Consider the following 16,194-nt stretch of genomic DNA (forward strand, 5'->3'; position numbering starts at 1 on the left):
GCGCGCAGGACGGGTCCGCGCCAGCCGCTCCGTCGCCGCGCCGCACCGGCGCGCCGCGCGATGGCACTGCCGCGCCGGGCCGCCCGCCCCGACCAGGCTCCGGCGGGAAACCCCGCCCCGGGGGCAAGCCGCGGGGGCGGCGGCCATGAGCCTGCGGATCATCGCCGGGCAGTGGCGCGGCCGCAAGCTCGCCGCGCCCGAAGGCGACACCACCCGCCCCACCGCGGACCGGACGCGCGAGACCCTGTTCTCGATGCTGGCCAGCCGCCTCGGCGGGTTCGAGGGGCTGGCTGTGGCCGACCTGTTCGCCGGATCCGGCGCACTCGGCCTCGAAGCGCTGTCGCGCGGGGCGGCCTCGTGCCTGTTCGTCGAGCAGGATCCGCCGGCCATCCGCGCGATCCGCACCAACATCGCCAACCTGCGTGCCCAGTCGCAGTGCGACGTGCGCGCCGGGTCGGTGCTGGCGCTCGGCCCGGCCCGGGCCCCGCTCGATCTGGTGCTGCTCGATCCGCCCTACCGGTCGGGCGCTGGCGCGGTCGCGCTCGACAAGCTGCGACGGCTGGGCTGGCTGGTCGCAGGCAGCTGGATCAGCCTCGAGACCGCGGCCGACGAGGAGGTCAGGCTCAAGGGCTTCACCGTCGATGCCGACCGCAAGGTGGGCAAGGCCAGGGTGACGCTGCTGCGCCTGGCAGAGGACTAGGCGGCGCGGGCAGTTCGAAGGGCAGTTTGCGCGAGGTTGCCGCCCTCAATCGCACGCACGCTCGCTCCGCTCCCGACCCCGCTCAGCCTGAGCGGGGTTGGAGGACGGTCGATTGCTGGGCAGACGCCCATTGCTGGTCAGTGCCGCGCCCGCCCCAGCCTGACCCCGGCGAAGGTCACGGCGCCGGCCAGGGTCAGGAACAACCCGACATAGGCGGTGCCGCCGCGGTCGGCCAGCGCCTGCGCCGCGAACGGGGCCAGCGCCCCGCCGATGATCCCGCCCAGGTTGAAAGCCACACTGATCCCGGTGTAGCGCACCTCGACCGGATAGAGCGTCTGCAGCCAGGCGCCGAGCGGGCCATAGGTCAGCCCCATCACGAACAGCGCCGCGGCGAGCGTGAGCCAGACCAGTCCCAGCGCGCCCGAGCCCAGTCCGCTGCCGAAGACCACGCCGACCAGCGCGGTCAGCACCGCGCCCGTGGCCAGCACCCGCGCGGCGCTGGTGCGATCCGCCCACCAGCCGGCGGCAAGGATGCCCAGCGCGAGAAACAGGTTGGCCGCCAGCTGCACCGCGAGGAAGGTGTCGCGCGGATAGCCCAGCGTCTTGGTGCCGAACGACAGGGCGAAGGTGGTGGCCAGGTAGAAGATCGCGAAGCAGGCCACCACCCCGGCGATCCCGGCGAGCACCGCCGGGGCATGGCCCGTCAGCAGGGCGCCCAGCGGAACGCGCGGCGGCGGCGCAGAATCGCGCGCCGCGGCGAAGGCGGCGGTTTCGCCGATGTTGAGCCGCACCCACAGCCCGACCGCGACCAGTGCGGCGCTGGCCAGGAACGGGATGCGCCAGCCCCAGGCCGCGAAATCGGCCTCGGTCAGGGTCAGGCCAAGCAGCAGGAACAGGCCGTTCGCGGCGAGGAAGCCGACCGGGGCGCCAAGCTGCGGAGCCGAACCGAACCGCGCGGCCCAGCCGGGCGGGGCATTCTCGACCGCGAGCAGCGCCGCCCCGCCCCATTCGCCGCCCAGTCCGAAGCCCTGCCCGAAGCGCAGCAGGCACAGCAGCGCCGGGGCCAGCGGGCCGGCCATGGCGTAGGTCGGCAGGAAGGCGATCAGCACGGTCGATCCGCCCATCAGCATGAGCGAGGCGACCAGGGTTGACTTGCGCCCGACGCGGTCGCCGAAATGGCCGAAGGCGATCGCCCCGACCGGCCGGGCAAAGAAGGCCAGGCCGAAGGTCATGAACGACAGCAGCTGCTGCGCCGCGACCGACTGCGCCGGGAAGAACAGCGGCCCGATCACCAGCGCCGCCGCGGTGGCATAGATGTAGAAGTCGTAGAACTCGATCGCCGTGCCCACCAGCGAGGCGGTCAGCACGCGGGCATGGGTTCGGAGCGGATGGAGCGGGGCAGCCTGCATGGTCCGTGGGGTTGCCGGGTGTCGCGCCGCAGGTCAACCGACGGTTGCCGCCCCGCACCGCTCCGGGTGGTGGCCGCGCCTGCACGCGCCATGCCGCAGCATGACCCGCTCCTCGCGCCGCGTGCTGGGCCGAAACCGGCGGCGGGGCGATGTTTCCACCCGACCACGACGGACTCAAACCCTTGCCCGCCAGCCAAATGTTCCCTAGCTGTTCGCTGATGTCGCACACCCCGGATTTCGATCACGCCCTGCCCGCCGCCCCTGCTGCGCCGGACTGGCTCGCGCGGCTCAACCCGCCCCAGCGCGAGGCGGTGGAGACCACCGAGGGCCCCGTGCTGATGCTGGCCGGAGCCGGGACCGGCAAGACCGCGGCGCTCACCGCGCGGCTCGCCTGGCTGGTCGGCTCGCGCCGGGCCTGGCCCAGCGAGATCCTGTGCGTGACCTTCACCAACAAGGCCGCGCGCGAAATGCGCGAACGGGTCGGCCACCTGATCGGCGCGGCGGTGGAAGGGATGCCGTGGCTCGGCACCTTCCACGCCATCGCCGCCAAGATGCTGCGCCGCCATGCCGAGCTGGTCGGGCTGCAGAGCAACTACACGATCATCGACACCGACGATCAGTTGCGCCTGCTCAAGCAGTTGATCGTCGCCGAGGGGATCGACGAGAAGCGCTGGCCGGCGCGCCAGCTGGCCGGGCTGATCGACCGCTGGAAGAACCGCGGGTTCAACCCGGGCGATCTCGACGCGGTGGAGAACGAGCTCTACGCCAATGGCCGCGGCCAGCACTTCTACCGGCTCTACCAGGATCGGCTCAAGGCGCTGAACGCCTGCGACTTCGGCGATCTCCTGCTGCACATGCTCAACGTGCTGCGCGGCCACCGCGAGGTGCTTGAACACTACCGGACGCGCTTCAAGTACATCATGGTGGACGAGTACCAGGACACCAACCAGGTCCAGTACCTGTGGCTGCGGCTGCTCGCGCAGGAGCACAAGAACATCTGCGTGGTGGGCGACGACGACCAGTCGATCTATTCCTGGCGCGGCGCGGAAGTGGCCAACATCCTCAAGTTCGAAAAGGATTTTCCTGGCGCGCGGGTGATCCGGCTGGAGCAGAACTACCGCTCCACCCCGCAGATTCTGGCCGCCGCCTCGGGGCTGATCGGCGAGAATTCGCAGCGGCTCGGCAAGACGCTGTGGACCGAGCTGAACCATGGCGACAAGGTCCGGGTGATCGGGGTCTGGGACGGTCCCGAGGAGGCCCGCCGGATCGGTGACGAGATCGAACGGCTGGAGCGCGAGGGCGCCTACCTCAACCAGATCGCGATCCTGGTGCGCGCGCAGTTCCAGACCCGCGAGCTGGAAGACCGCTTCATCCAGATCGGCCTCAACTACAAGATCGTGGGCGGTTTCCGCTTCTACGAGCGCGCCGAGATCCGCGACGCCCTGGCCTATCTGCGGCTGCTGGCGCAGCCGAGCGACGATCTGGCGTTCGAGCGGATCTACAACACGCCCAAGCGCGGCCTGGGCGACAAGGCGCTCGAGCGGCTGCACCGCCATGCCCGCGGCCAGGGCGTGCCGCTGCTGCGCGCGGCGCTCGAGCTGTGCGACACCGACGAGCTGCCCGCCCGCGCGCGCAACACCCTGCTTGCGCTGGTGCGCGATTTCGCGCGCTGGCGCGAATCCGCCGACAGCCTGGCCCCGGCCGAGCTGGTCCGCACCGTGCTGGACGAAAGCGGCTACACCGCGATGCTCCAGGCGGAACGCAGCGCCGAGGCCGCCGGCCGGCTGGAGAACCTGTCGGAACTGGCCCGGGCGATGGAGGACTACGAGACGCTCGGCGATTTCCTCGAGCACGTCAGCCTGGTGATGGACAACGACGCCGCCGACGATGCCGAGAAGGTCACGATCATGACCATCCACGCGGCCAAGGGGCTGGAGTTCGACCAGGTGTTCCTGCCCGGCTGGGAGGAAGGCGTGTTCCCCAGCCAGCGCGCGCTCGACGAGGGTGGCCTGGCCAGCCTCGAGGAGGAGCGCCGGCTCGCCTATGTCGCAATCACCCGCGCGCGGCGGCGCTGCACGATCCTCCACGCCGCGAACCGCAGGATCTACGGGCAGTGGACCAGCTCGATCCCGAGCCGCTTCATTGCCGAGATCCCGCCGGACCATGTCGACAGCGAGACCACCCTGTCGGGCGGCGCCTCGCTGTGGCGCGCGCAATGGTCCGAGCGCGACGATCCTTTTGCCCATGTCACGCGCGACCGGCCCGACCGCACGCAGCAGCGCGGCCCCGGCTGGCAGCGCGCGGCGGCAGGGACCTATGACCCGACGCCGCGGCGCGTGGCCGAAAGCACCCGCAGCGCCGCGAGCTTCGCGGCCAAGCCGCGGCTCGACCTGGCGGTGGGCGACCGGGTGTTTCACGAGAAGTTCGGCAGCGGCACGATCGCCGCGCAGGAAGGCAACAAGCTCGAGATCGACTTCGACGCGGCCGGTCGCAAGCGGGTGATCGACAGCTTCGTGCGGCGGGTCGACTAGGGTCAGTCCTGGTTCGGTCGAACCACCCAGATGCCCGTTCGCCTGAAGCGAACGGCAGCGAGATGCGTTCACCTCCGGTCAGGACAGACTCTGGGCCACCGGCTTGCCCCTTCAGCCGCGCAGGACCGGGCCGAGGGCCCACCCCGCGCCGAGCTCTTTCCTACTCCATCCCGGCCTGCCACGCTCCGCCCGGCTCTTTTTGATCGTGGTTTTCCAGGCCTTGCCGCAAAGTTTGTGGCAGTGATCCTGTGCGTGATGTTGAAGAGGTTCGCGCGGTTTCACCCGCTCAGTCCACGCCCTTGCCGACCCGCGGCGGCAGCGCGGGATCGATCGGCTGGTCACCCTTCTTCGGGCAGATCGCGGCGATCTCGGCCCGGCGCTGGCGAAGATAGAGCTCGCGCACGGCGACATAGGGATCGCCGGATTCCTCGCGCATCTGGGTGAGCACGGCGTCCTGCTCGATGCGATCGTTGAGCGCATCGATGGTGATCGCCGGAATCGAATAGTACGGACGGCTGAACGGCGGGCCGATCACCACGGTGAACAGCGGCTTGTCCAGCGTCAACCCGACCAGGTCGCGCAGCGTGATCGGCCCGACCAGCGGGAGGAAGAAGAACGGGCCGTTGCCGATGCCATAGCAGGCGAAGGTGTTGGCGAAGCCGTTGGGCCGATAGGGCAGGTGGAACGGCTTGCGCTTGGCGACGTCGACCAGGCCGACCACCCCGACCGTGCTGTTCAGCACGAACCGCACGGTCGATTTCGCGGCCCGGCCGGGCTTGAGCTGGAGCACGTAGTTCAGCGCCGACACCGGCTCTTCGAGATTGCGCAGGAAGTTGCGCAGGCCCGAGCGGATCGGGCTCGGCACGCTGTTCTTGTAGCCCATGGCGAGCGGCGCGGTGAACACCTGGTCGACCGCCTGGACCACCTCGAACGACTTGGCGTTCAAGCCCACCAACGGATCGGCCGGGGACTTCACGCGCGCCGAGACGACGATCTCGTTGCCCAGCTCGCTGCGGGGTGCCGGTTCGGCGGCAGGGTCGGCGGCAGGCTGCGAAAGCGGAGCAGGCGGCGCAGCTTCGGGGACCGCGACCGGCGCAACGGGTGCCTGGTCAGTGACGGGCGGGATCGCCACGGTGGGCGGCGGCGCTGGCGGACTTTCGGCAGGAGTCTGGGCGGCGGCGAGCAGGACAAGAACGGAAATCGGCAACGCGCTAAGCTTTCATCGGCGAACAGCCCGGCGGCCAGGTTCCGCGCGACCGCTCTTCAGGCAGGCCCGCCGCGGTCGACACGTTCGGTCACGGCACGCACAGGTGTGATAGACCAGTCGGCCGCGCGCAGACAATGCTCCTGCGCCCGGCGACCAGTCCTATGCGGTGAGCGCCGAGATATGGAGGAAGCCAGGGACCGGCCCGTTCCATTCGCCGGGCGCAGACGGCGCCTCCCGCTGGGCAGCCACCGGTGCGGCCCGCTCCGGCGCAGAGCGCGGCGCGGATGCGGCCACGGGGGTGTCCTCGCGCTGCCGGCGCGGCGCACGCTGGGGACGTTCGGCGCGCTCCGGACGCTCGGCGCGTTCCGGACGTTCGGCGCGCGGCAGAGGTTCGGCCTCGGCGGAATGCGCCGGCGCCTCGGGCGCGGCCTTGGCCCCCCGGCGCGGCGCGCGGCGCGAACCGCGCCCCCGCTCGGCGGGCTGGTCTTCGGCGGTTGGGGACGAGGCCGCCCGCGCGCCGTCGATCTCGAACAGCGGGATCGGCCCGCCGGTCAGCTTCTCGACATTGGCGATCGCCTCGGCGTCCTCCTCGGCGACGAGGGTGAAGGCCCGCCCGGTCGCTCCGCCGCGACCGGTCCGGCCGATGCGGTGGACATAGTCGTCCGGATGCCACGGAGTGTCGAAGTTGAAGACGTGGCTCACGCCCTTCACGTCGAGCCCGCGGGCGGCCACGTCCGAGGCGACGAGGATGTTGATGTCGCCGTCCTTGAACCGCTGCAGCTCGGCATTGCGCGAGGGCTGGTCCATATCACCGTGGATCTCGCCGGCCGAGAAGCCGTCGCGCTTCAGGCTCTTGGCCAGATCGCGCACCGTGGTCTTGCGGTTGGCGAAGACGATCGCGGTGGTGACATTGTCGGTCTGCAGCAGGTGGCGCAGCACGTCGCGCTTCTTGCGCGCGCTGACGTTCACCTTGTGCTGGACGATGTTGACGTTGGTGGTCGCCGGGCGGGCGACCTCGATCAGCTTGGGGTTGCTGAGGAACTTGTCGGCCAGCTTCTTGATCGGCGGCGGCATGGTCGCCGAGAACAGCAGGGTCTGACGGTTCGCCGGAAGCTTGGCGCAGATCGTCTCGATATCGGGGATGAACCCCATGTCGAGCATCCGGTCGGCCTCGTCGATCACCAGCAGATTGCAGCCGGTGAGCAGGATCTTGCCCCGCTCGAACAGGTCCATCAGGCGCCCGGGGGTGGCGATGAGGACGTCGACGCCTTCGGTCAGGGCCTTGACCTGATCCCCCATCTGCACGCCGCCGATCAGCAGCGCCATCTTGAGATCGTGGTTCTTGCCATACTTCTCGAAGTTCTCGGCCACCTGGGCTGCCAGTTCGCGCGTCGGCTCGAGGATCAGCGAACGCGGCATCAGCGCGCGGCGGCGGCCGTGGGCGAGGATGTCGAGCATCGGCAGCACGAAGCCAGCGGTCTTGCCGGTGCCGGTCTGGGCGATGCCGATCAGGTCGCGCATCATCAGGACCGAGGGGATCGCCTGGGCCTGGATCGGAGTCGGCTCCGAGTATCCGGCCAGTTCAACGGCCTGCAGCAATTCGTCGGAGAGGCCGAGATCGGCAAAATTCATGGATATGGCTGTCCGGATCAGGAGTGCGGCCGTCGCGCATCCTGACCCGTCGGGTCAGGCATCGGCGGCCCGTCGCGCCCACAGCTTGCACGGTGGCGAGACTGCCGGCCTCTAGGCGCAGAAGCACCCGGAAGTCAAGGAAATGCGGCCACCCCCGGGAACGCCCGGCAGCCCGGTCTAGTCGTCGGGATCGATCTCGACCAGTTGACGCAGCTTGCCGAGGCTGCAGTTCGCTCCGGTCCGCGACAGCAGCTTGTCGCGCGCGGCGCAGATCATCCCGTCGCTGGTCCGCTCGACCAGGAAGCCCGAATAGTAGTCGCGGGCGTTGCAGCCCTTCTCGAGCGCCGCGCTGATGATCCGCTGGTCACGCATGAACAGGATCAGCCGGCTAGGGCCATCGGCCTGGACTCCGGCGATCCCGCCGACCGGGACGCACTGTCCCGTGCGCCGTTCGATGAACCGGGGCGCCTGGCGTTCGGCGAACTCGGCGAACAGGCCGCGCCGGGGATCGCGGGCGAACGGCACCCCGGGACGGCTCACCGGTCCGGGCGTGATCCGGATGATCACGCGCTGCTCGATGCGGACCTGCTGGGCACGCTCGGCCTCGCGCTGTTGCCGCACGACATCGGCGAACCCCAGGCTGGCGCGATCGGCCGGCCGGGGCGGCTCGGATTCGCCGACCAGCTGGGCAGCCTCGCCGCCGGGCGATGGCGCCGCCTGATCGATCCCCGCGCTTTCGGCATCGGTGCCCACCGCCACTGGCAACAGGGCCAGGAGCGGGGCCAGCAGGCTGGCCGCCATCGGGGCAAACACCGGGTTCATTACGCGCGAGGGCCTCCCGTCCGGCGGCGCCCGAGTGGACGCAGCCACAGTCTTGTGCAGCCGCCATAACGGCCACGCTTGAACCATGGCTTAACCCGCCCGGCGAAAGCTTGCCAAGCCCCGTCAGCCATGCACCCGACCGCTGGCCGCGCCGGTCGGGCTGTGCCATAGACACGGCCATGACTTCGTCCCAGGACACGTTCCTTGCCGCCGCCGCCGACCTGCTTGGCCCACGCGGCCTCACCACCGATCCAGACCTCCTTTCGCCCTGGTTGACCGACTGGCGGGGCCGCTTCACCGGCCGCACCCTGGCACTGGCCTCGCCCGGCTCGACGGCCGAGGTCGCTGCGCTGGTACGGCTTTGCGCCGAACATGGCGTGCCGATCGTGCCGCAGGGCGGCAACAGCGGCATGTGCGGCGGCGCCACCCCCGACGAGAGCGGCACAGCCCTGCTGCTGTCGCTGCGCCGGCTCGACGCGATCGCGCCGATCAACACCGACGCGCGGCAGGTCACCTGCGGCGCCGGGACGATCCTCGAGACCCTGCACCATGCGGCCGAGGCAGTCGGGCTGCGCTTTCCCCTGACACTGGGCGGCAAGGGCTCGGCCACGGTCGGCGGGCTGATCTCGACCAATGCCGGCGGCACCCAGGTGCTCCGCCACGGCTCGATGCGGGCGCTGGTGCTGGGGCTGGAGGCCGTGCTGGCCGATGGCAGCGTATTCTCGGCATTGACCCCGCTGAAGAAGGACAACCGCGGGTTCGATCTCAAGCAGGTGCTGATCGGGTCGGAGGGCACGCTCGGCATCGTGACCGCAGCGACGCTGCGGCTGGTCCCGGCCGTGGCCGAACGGGTGGTGATCTGGGCCGGCCTCACCTCGCTGCAGCGCGCCCGCGCGCTGCTGCTCGCCTGCGAGGACCGGCTGGGTGGCGGTGTCGAAGGGTTCGAGGTGATGCCGGCGAGCAGCGTGGCGGCCGTGCTCGCCTATGATCCGGGCACCCGCGCACCGCTCACCGGCGATTACGCGTGGCACGTGCTGATCGAGGTCGTGGCTGACGCGACCGGTGCCGCCGACCTGCGCGATCGGGTCGAGACCGCGATCGGCGACCTGTTCGAGGCCGGCCTGCTTGACGATGCGGTGATCTCGAGCGGCGAGGCCCAGGCCGAGGCGCTGTGGCGGATCCGCGAATCGATCCCGCTGGCCGAGCGGGCCCAGGGCCCGGCAGTGCAGCACGACATCTCGGTGCCGGTCGAACGCATGCCCGACTTCGTCGATGCCGCGGTGACCGAAGTGGAGACGCGGTTCCCCGGAGTCCGGGCGGTCGCGTTCGGGCACCTCGGCGATGGCAATGTCCATTTCCATGCGCTGGCGCCGAAGGGCAGCGATGGGCCGGCCTGGTACGCCCAAACCGGGAAGGAAATCAGTAGCCTGATCCATGACCGCGTGGTCGAATGGGCAGGCTCGATCTCGGCCGAGCATGGCATCGGCCAGCTCAAGCGCGACGAGCTGGAGCGGCTGGGCGACCCGGTTTCACTGGCGCTGATGCGGCAGATCAAGCGCGCGCTCGACCCGCACGGCTTGCTGAATCCGGGCAAGCTGGTCACCCTTGCGCCCGTGGGACCGACCGCCTAAACCCGCGGCCCCTAGACCCTTCATGTTCCAAGGACCCGGCGCGTTCCGGGCAATACCCGGAGAGACTACAATGGCCAGCGCGCCGCAAGCAAGCCTACCCGTTTTCTACAAGGACCTCATGCCCCTGAACAGCCGCGACCACGCGAGCTGGAAGGGCCGGTCCACCGATCGCGCGCCCTGGCTGCACGGCTTCCATGCCATTCCGCTGACCGCCGAGGAATTCCCCCAGGCGGCCCGCAACTTCCCGATCATCTTCTCGACCGGCCCCGAGCCGGTTCCGCTCGCGCTGATGGGCCTGAACGAAGGGGTCAACGTGTTCGTGGACGCCGAGGGCAAGGTGCAGGAGAACATCTACATCCCCGCCTACATCCGGCGCTATCCGTTCCTGCTGGCCAAGTTGGCGCCTGAGAGCGACGAGCTCTCGCTGTGCTTTGACCCCACCTCGGACCTGCTGGGCGAGAACGTCGAGGGCAACGCCCTGTTCGAAAACGACCAGCCGAGCGAGCACACCAAGGCTTTGCTGGGCTTCTGCGAACAGTTCGAGCAGGCTGGCGCGCGCACGCAGGCCTTCGTCGAGGAGCTCAAGAAGCACAACCTGCTGATGGATGGCGAGGTGACGATCCAGCAGGAGGGGTTCGAGCAGCCCTTCGTCTATCGCGGCTTCCAGATGATCGACCAGGCCAAGCTGCGCGAGATGCGCGGTGACGTGCTGCGCAGCTGGAACCAGAACGGACTGCTGGCCCTGGTCTACGCCCACCTCTTCTCGTTGGATCTGATCCGCGAGATCTTCGGGCGCCAGCTCCAGCTGGGTCAGGGCCCGGTCGTCGCCCCCGCTGCCTGACCGGCTCCAGACGGCCTCAGCCGGCCGATTGCACTATCGCAGGGCGCGTCCGGCCGGACGCGCCCTGTTGCGTTCGAGCCCGCAGATTTGGTTTAATTTGAAACAAGACCACTCTTGAACGGGACCGTCACATCGCCTAACTCTCAGAAGTCGGCCGGGCTCCCCTCATGGTCCGCCGACAAGTGCGCAGTTTTGTGCACTTCCTCCCTGAACCTTGGCCACCTCGTGCTCGCGCACGAGGTGGTTTTTTGTAGGCCTGTCGCGATGGCGGGAAACTCAATCAAATTTATGATTTAATTAGCTATTCCGCAGCCTCCGACCAGTGCTGCCTGGTTTGCGTGCGACCGAGCGCAGCCACGTCGTCGCCCAGACGCTTCACGAGTCCGGCGAGCAGGTCGACCATCGGCGCGAAACCATCTCCCAACTCGGCGAGTCGCGAATCAAGGTAGCGGGCACGGTCCACCTCGAGCTGAAACGCGTGGAAACCGGCCTGCGGAGCGGCATGCCGCTCAAGCACGTAACCACCGGCATAGGGCCGGTTGTGAGCCGCCGGCTCGCCGGCGCGGCCGAACCACTCGAACGCGCTGGCGATCAGTGCTCCTGAACAGGTGGTGCCGAAGCGATCCCCCAGCACAAACGCGGCGCCGGCCTCGCCCTCGCGCGGTTCCAGCGGCGGCATTGAATGCAGGTCGATAAGCAGGGCGACCCCCCACCGCGCGCGCAGACGGGCCAGTTCCGCGGCCAGCGCAGCGTGATAGGTGGCATGCACGCCGGCGATGCGGTCCTCGAGTTCCCCCGGATCCAATCGCCGCCGCCACAATTCGCCCAGGCCAGGCAGGCGCCTCGGCACCAGGCCTAGCCCGCTACGGGCACGCCGGCTGGGCTGCTGCCGCACCGCGCCGTCGCTCGGCACGCTGCGCCCACGGGGATGGACCATCTCCCAATCGACATCGTCGCAGGCGCGATTGAGATCGATCAGCGCCCGCGGCGCGGCGGCCACCAGCAGCGATGCACCGGTCGCCACCGCCACGGCCCGGCCAAGCGCATCGACCAGGCGGTCCTCGAGCCGCAGGGCGGCCTGCGCCGGATGGCGCATCCGCTCGAGCAGGGCCGGCGAATAGCTGCGGCCCGCATGGGGCACTGCGATCAGCACCGGAATCGCCGAAGGCTCGACACTGTACAACTCGAACGCCGCAGCACCCGCCAGGTGCGGCACCTCGCCCCCATGGCGCACGCGGTGCCGGGCCTGGGAAGATCCGCGCTCGGCAAGACCGGGGGGAAGAATCGGGCGTCCAACCATGCCCGCAGGCTGGCCTTGCCCGGTGCGCCTGTCAAAGCCGCCAAAGGGGCGCGCAACCAGATTTTTAACCTGATCCGGGCTAAGTCACCGCCACGAACAACCCGACTCGGTCCAAGCCGTGCCGATCAGACAAGGGCCCCCTATGTTGCGCATTCTCCTGGCCGAAGACGAAGAAGCCATGCGCACCTACCTCAGCCGGGCCCTCGAGAACGCCGGCTACAGCGTGGTCGCGGTCGATCGGGGCACGGCAGCGGTGCCCCTGCTCGAGCGCGAACGGTTCGACCTCCTGCTGTCCGACATCATCATGCCCGAGATGGACGGGATCGAACTGGCCCAGCGCTGCGCCGAGATCAGCCCCGAGACCAAGGTGATGTTCATCACCGGCTTCGCCGCGGTCACGCTCAAAGCCAGCCAGGAAGCGCCGCAGGCCAAGGTCCTGTCCAAGCCCTTCCACCTGCGCGACCTGGTGATGGAGGTCGACCGCGTGTTCGGTCTGCCGACCACGGCGCGGGGGTGAAGGAAACGGCTTGATTCGATCCGGAGCCGCCGCTAAAGGCGCCCCCTGCCCGGCAGTGATGCCGGGAAGCCGAATGGTGCCGGGCGTATAGCTCAGTGGTAGAGCACTATGTTGACATCGTAGGGGTCGCAAGTTCAATCCTTGCTACGCCCACCATTCGCTGAAAAGGCCCCGGTCACCCGGGGCCTTTTTCGTTTCGCACCAAGGCCGCAGCCCCGCCGCTGCCGCTTGCGAAGCCCGGTTTCCCTGCTAAGGGCGTGCCGTGCAACTCTCCCCGGGAAGGACGGCAATGGCCAAGATCAAGGTAGCCAATCCCATCGTCGAGATGGACGGCGATGAAATGACCCGCATCATCTGGCAGTGGATCCGCGAGAAGCTGATCCTGCCCTACCTCGACATCGATCTGAAGTACTTCGACCTGTCGGTCGAGAACCGCGACGCCACCAACGACCAGATCACGGTCGATTCGGCCAATGCCACCAAGCAGTATGGCGTGGCGGTGAAGTGCGCCACGATCACCCCCGACGAGGCCCGCGTCGAGGAGTTCAGCCTCAAGAAGATGTGGAAGTCGCCCAACGGCACGATCCGCAACATCCTGGGCGGCGTGGTGTTCCGCGAACCGATCGTGATCAGCAACGTGCCGCGGCTGGTGCCGGGCTGGACCGATCCGATCGTGGTCGGCCGTCATGCCTTCGGTGACCAGTACAAGGCCACCGACACCCTGATTCCCGGCCCGGGCAAGCTGCGCCTGGTGTGGGACGGCGAGAACGGCGAGAAGATCGACCTCGACGTGTTCGACTTCCCCAGCGCCGGCGTCGCCATGGCGATGTACAACCTCGACGATTCGATCCGCGACTTCGCCCGTGCCTCGTTCAACTACGGCCTCAACCTCGGCTGGCCGGTGTACCTGTCGACCAAGAACACGATCCTCAAGGCCTATGACGGGCGCTTCAAGGACCTGTTCCAGGAGGTGTTCGACACCGAGGGCTTCAAGGAGCGGTTCGCCGAGGCCAAGATCATCTACGAGCACCGCCTGATCGACGACATGGTCGCCTCGGCGCTCAAGTGGTCGGGCAAGTTCGTCTGGGCGTGCAAGAACTACGACGGCGACGTGCAGTCCGACACCGTGGCCCAGGGCTTCGGCTCGCTCGGCCTGATGACCTCGGTGCTGATGGCGCCCGACGGCAAGACCGTCGAGGCCGAGGCCGCCCACGGCACCGTGACGCGCCATTACCGCCAGCACCAGCAGGGCAAGGCGACCAGCACCAATCCGATCGCCTCGATCTTCGCCTGGACCCGCGGGCTGTCCTATCGTGGCAAGTTCGACAACACCCCCGACGTGGTGCGTTTCGCCGAGACGCTCGAGCGGGTCTGCATCGAGACCGTCGAGAGCGGCAAGATGACCAAGGACCTCGCCCTGCTGATCGGCCCGGACCAGAACTGGCTGACCACCGAGGGCTTCTTCCAGGCGATCGTCGACAACCTGGAAGCCGAGATGAAGAACTGGGCCTGAGCGGCCCCGTCCTGACGGCTCGCGAAAGGCCCCGGCGATGCCGGGGCCTTTTTCGTTCGCGCCGCCGGACGGAAGCCGAAGTTCAGCAACCTCACACACATTCGTCTGCAAAGTGCACAGGCCTGCACCCGCACTGGCTTGACGATGGAAAGAGCCGGCCGGAGTGTGACGGCAAAACCCGCCGTAGGACAGCGCGCGATCACGCCGGGGGCTGGCGGTCCGGCTGCCATGCCGCAAAGGGCGCCGCGCCCGGGGCCGGTGCTCCCGTGACAAGCCCGCCCCCCTCCCCTACCCTTGGCCGATGGCCGCCGATCTGCACACCCCCGCCCTGTCCGACGCCCTGGTGATCCTGGGCGCGGCCGGACTGGTGATCCCGGTCTTCGCGCGGTTCCGGATCACGCCGGTGATCGGGTTCATCCTGGTCGGCCTGCTGGTCGGGCCGCATGGGCTGGGCGCGCAAGTCGATCGCTATCCGTGGCTCTATCACGTGACGATCACCGATCCCGGCGGGCTGGCGCCCTTTGCCGAGTTCGGCATCATCCTGCTGCTGTTCTCGGTCGGGCTCGAGCTGTCGTTCTCTCGCCTGTGGGCGATGCGGCGGGCGGTGTTCGGGGTCGGCGCGGCCGAACTCACCGGCAGCGCGGCGCTGATCGCCGCCGGGCTGGCGCTGTCGGGGCAGACCTGGACCACAGCGCTCGCGCTCGGCCTCGCACTCGCCCTGTCCTCGACCGCGCTGGTCCTGCGGCTGACCGATTCGCGCACGCCGGTCGGCCGGGCGGCGCTGTCGATGCTGCTGTTCGAGGACATCGCACTGGTCCCGATCATCTTCCTGCTCGGCGCGATCGGTGGCGGCGATGCCGCCCAGCCGGCCGATGCGATCCTGCGCACGCTCGGGCTGGGAGCCGTAGTGCTGGTGGCGCTGCTCGCCGCCGGACGCTTCCTCCTGCCCGCCCTGTTCGCCCAGGCCGCGCGGACCCGCAGCCCGGAGCTGTTCCTCTCGGCCAGCCTGCTGGTGGTGATCGTCGCCTCGCTCGCCACGGCGGCGGTCGGGCTCTCGCCCATCGTCGGTGCCCTGCTCGCCGGGCTGCTCATCGCCGAGACCGAGTACCACGGCGAGGTCGAGACCATGACCGAACCGTTCAAGGGACTGGCCCTGGGGATCTTCCTGATCACCGTGGGGATGCAGCTCGATCTCGCGCTGTTCTGGGCGCGCTGGACCGAGGTCCTGGCCGCGCTGGCGCTGGTGTTCAGCGCCAAGGCCACCGTCACCACGATCATGCTGCGCCTGTCGGGCGCGCGGGCCGGCACCTCCACCGAGGCCGGAATCCTGCTGGCCAGCCCGTCCGAGACCACGCTGATCGTGCTGACCGCCGCCGTGGCCGCGCGGCTGCTCTCACCGGCCGACGCCGGGTTCTGGCAGATGGTCACCGCGCTGGGCCTGACCGTGACCCCGCTGCTCGCGCTGGTCGGCCGCTGGCTGGCACGGCGGGTCGAAGCGGGCGGATCGCGGCGCCGGCACGAGACCGAGAGCGAGGCCGACAGCGGCCCGCGCGCGATCGTCGTCGGCTTCGGGCGGGTCGGGCGGCTGATCGCCGACATGCTGGCCGAACACAACCAGCCCTACCTCGCGATCGATGCCGACGCCGACCTGATCGCCGCAGGGCAGCGCGAAGGCTATGCCGTGGCCTTTGGCGATGCCGCGCGCAGCGCGATGCTGGGCCGGCTCGACCTGCACCGGGCAACCGCGGTGATCCTGACCATGAACGACCCGCAAGGCGCGCTGCGGCTGGTGCGGCGGATCCGCAAGGACCATCCCGCGCTGCCGATCATTGCCCGCGCGCGCGATGCGGCCAATGCCGGACTGCTCTACCGGGCCGGTGCGAGCCATGCCGTGCCGGAAACCCTGGAAAGCTCGCTGCAGCTGTCCGAGGCGGTGCTGGTCGACCTCGGCGTGCCGATGGGCTTCGTGATCGCCTCGATCCACGAGAAGCGCGACCAGTTCCGCGAGCAGATCCGCGAGGAGGGCCAGCTCGACAGCAAGCCGAAGCTGCGCAGCTCGACCCTGCGCGAACGCGCGCCGGGCTGAGCCTG

At 69.3% G+C, this 16,194-nt stretch carries 12 protein-coding genes and 1 tRNA gene; 8 read left to right on the top strand and 5 right to left on the bottom strand.

Translation table 11 applies throughout. From position 1 onward, the window contains the following. Positions 1–145: 145 nt before the first annotated feature. A complete protein-coding gene (rsmD, locus tag H7F53_RS14390) occupies positions 146–700 on the top strand; it encodes a 16S rRNA (guanine(966)-N(2))-methyltransferase RsmD (protein ID WP_185680203.1) in 555 nt (184 codons plus the stop codon). 137 nt (positions 701–837) lie between these two features. Here rsmD and H7F53_RS14395 read toward each other — a convergent pair whose 3' ends face one another. Continuing rightward, positions 838–2,109, bottom strand: a complete 1,272-nt coding sequence (locus H7F53_RS14395) for an MFS transporter (protein WP_185680204.1) — start codon at positions 2,107–2,109, stop codon at positions 838–840. A gap of 218 nt (positions 2,110–2,327) precedes the next feature. Between H7F53_RS14395 and H7F53_RS14400 the strand changes: the two genes are divergently transcribed. After that, a complete protein-coding gene (locus tag H7F53_RS14400; protein WP_185680205.1) occupies positions 2,328–4,640 on the top strand; it encodes an ATP-dependent helicase in 2,313 nt (770 codons plus the stop codon). Positions 4,641–4,926: 286 nt separating this feature from the next. On the opposite strand, the gene H7F53_RS14405 is transcribed toward H7F53_RS14400, so the two are convergent. The 3 genes from H7F53_RS14405 to H7F53_RS14415 all read right to left on the bottom strand — a co-directional run bounded on the left by H7F53_RS14405 (position 4,927) and on the right by H7F53_RS14415 (position 8,301). Continuing rightward, the gene (locus tag H7F53_RS14405; protein ID WP_185680206.1) at positions 4,927–5,847 is read right to left on the bottom strand and encodes an MlaA family lipoprotein; all 921 of its coding nucleotides are present in this window, start codon (positions 5,845–5,847) and stop codon (positions 4,927–4,929) included. Positions 5,848–6,006: 159 nt separating this feature from the next. Then, positions 6,007–7,479, bottom strand: a complete 1,473-nt coding sequence (locus tag H7F53_RS14410) for a DEAD/DEAH box helicase (RefSeq protein WP_185680207.1) — start codon at positions 7,477–7,479, stop codon at positions 6,007–6,009. Positions 7,480–7,656: 177 nt separating this feature from the next. Further along, positions 7,657–8,301, bottom strand: a complete 645-nt coding sequence (locus H7F53_RS14415; RefSeq protein ID WP_185680208.1) for a hypothetical protein — start codon at positions 8,299–8,301, stop codon at positions 7,657–7,659. A 179-nt stretch (positions 8,302–8,480) separates the two neighbouring features. Here H7F53_RS14415 and H7F53_RS14420 point away from each other — a divergent pair, with 179 nt between their 5' ends. Next, on the top strand, positions 8,481–9,932 hold the full coding sequence (locus H7F53_RS14420; RefSeq protein ID WP_185680209.1) for an FAD-binding oxidoreductase: 1,452 nt from the start codon (positions 8,481–8,483) through the stop codon (positions 9,930–9,932). Positions 9,933–10,002: 70 nt separating this feature from the next. Continuing rightward, positions 10,003–10,773 carry a SapC family protein gene (locus H7F53_RS14425; protein ID WP_185680210.1) on the top strand — a complete coding sequence of 257 codons (771 nt, stop codon included), beginning with the start codon at positions 10,003–10,005 and terminating at the stop codon, positions 10,771–10,773. Positions 10,774–11,074: 301 nt separating this feature from the next. Here H7F53_RS14425 and H7F53_RS14430 read toward each other — a convergent pair whose 3' ends face one another. Further along, a complete protein-coding gene (locus H7F53_RS14430; RefSeq protein ID WP_343062088.1) occupies positions 11,075–11,989 on the bottom strand; it encodes an N-formylglutamate amidohydrolase in 915 nt (304 codons plus the stop codon). Positions 11,990–12,215: 226 nt separating this feature from the next. Between H7F53_RS14430 and cpdR the strand changes: the two genes are divergently transcribed. The 4 genes from cpdR (at position 12,216) to H7F53_RS14450 (ending at position 16,189) form a co-directional block, all read left to right on the top strand. Continuing rightward, on the top strand, positions 12,216–12,590 hold the full coding sequence (cpdR, locus tag H7F53_RS14435) for a cell cycle two-component system response regulator CpdR (RefSeq protein ID WP_185680212.1): 375 nt from the start codon (positions 12,216–12,218) through the stop codon (positions 12,588–12,590). An 81-nt stretch (positions 12,591–12,671) separates the two neighbouring features. Beyond that, positions 12,672–12,746 (top strand) — tRNA-Val (locus H7F53_RS14440). A 133-nt stretch (positions 12,747–12,879) separates the two neighbouring features. Continuing rightward, positions 12,880–14,103: an NADP-dependent isocitrate dehydrogenase gene (locus H7F53_RS14445; RefSeq protein ID WP_185680213.1), complete on the top strand. Its 1,224-nt coding sequence runs from the start codon at positions 12,880–12,882 to the stop codon at positions 14,101–14,103. Positions 14,104–14,404: 301 nt separating this feature from the next. Then, the gene (locus H7F53_RS14450; RefSeq protein WP_185680214.1) at positions 14,405–16,189 is read left to right on the top strand and encodes a cation:proton antiporter domain-containing protein; all 1,785 of its coding nucleotides are present in this window, start codon (positions 14,405–14,407) and stop codon (positions 16,187–16,189) included. The last annotated feature ends 5 nt before the right edge of the window (positions 16,190–16,194 follow it).

This window comes from Novosphingobium piscinae, from assembly GCF_014230355.1.
GTDB lineage: Bacteria > Pseudomonadota > Alphaproteobacteria > Sphingomonadales > Sphingomonadaceae > Novosphingobium > Novosphingobium piscinae.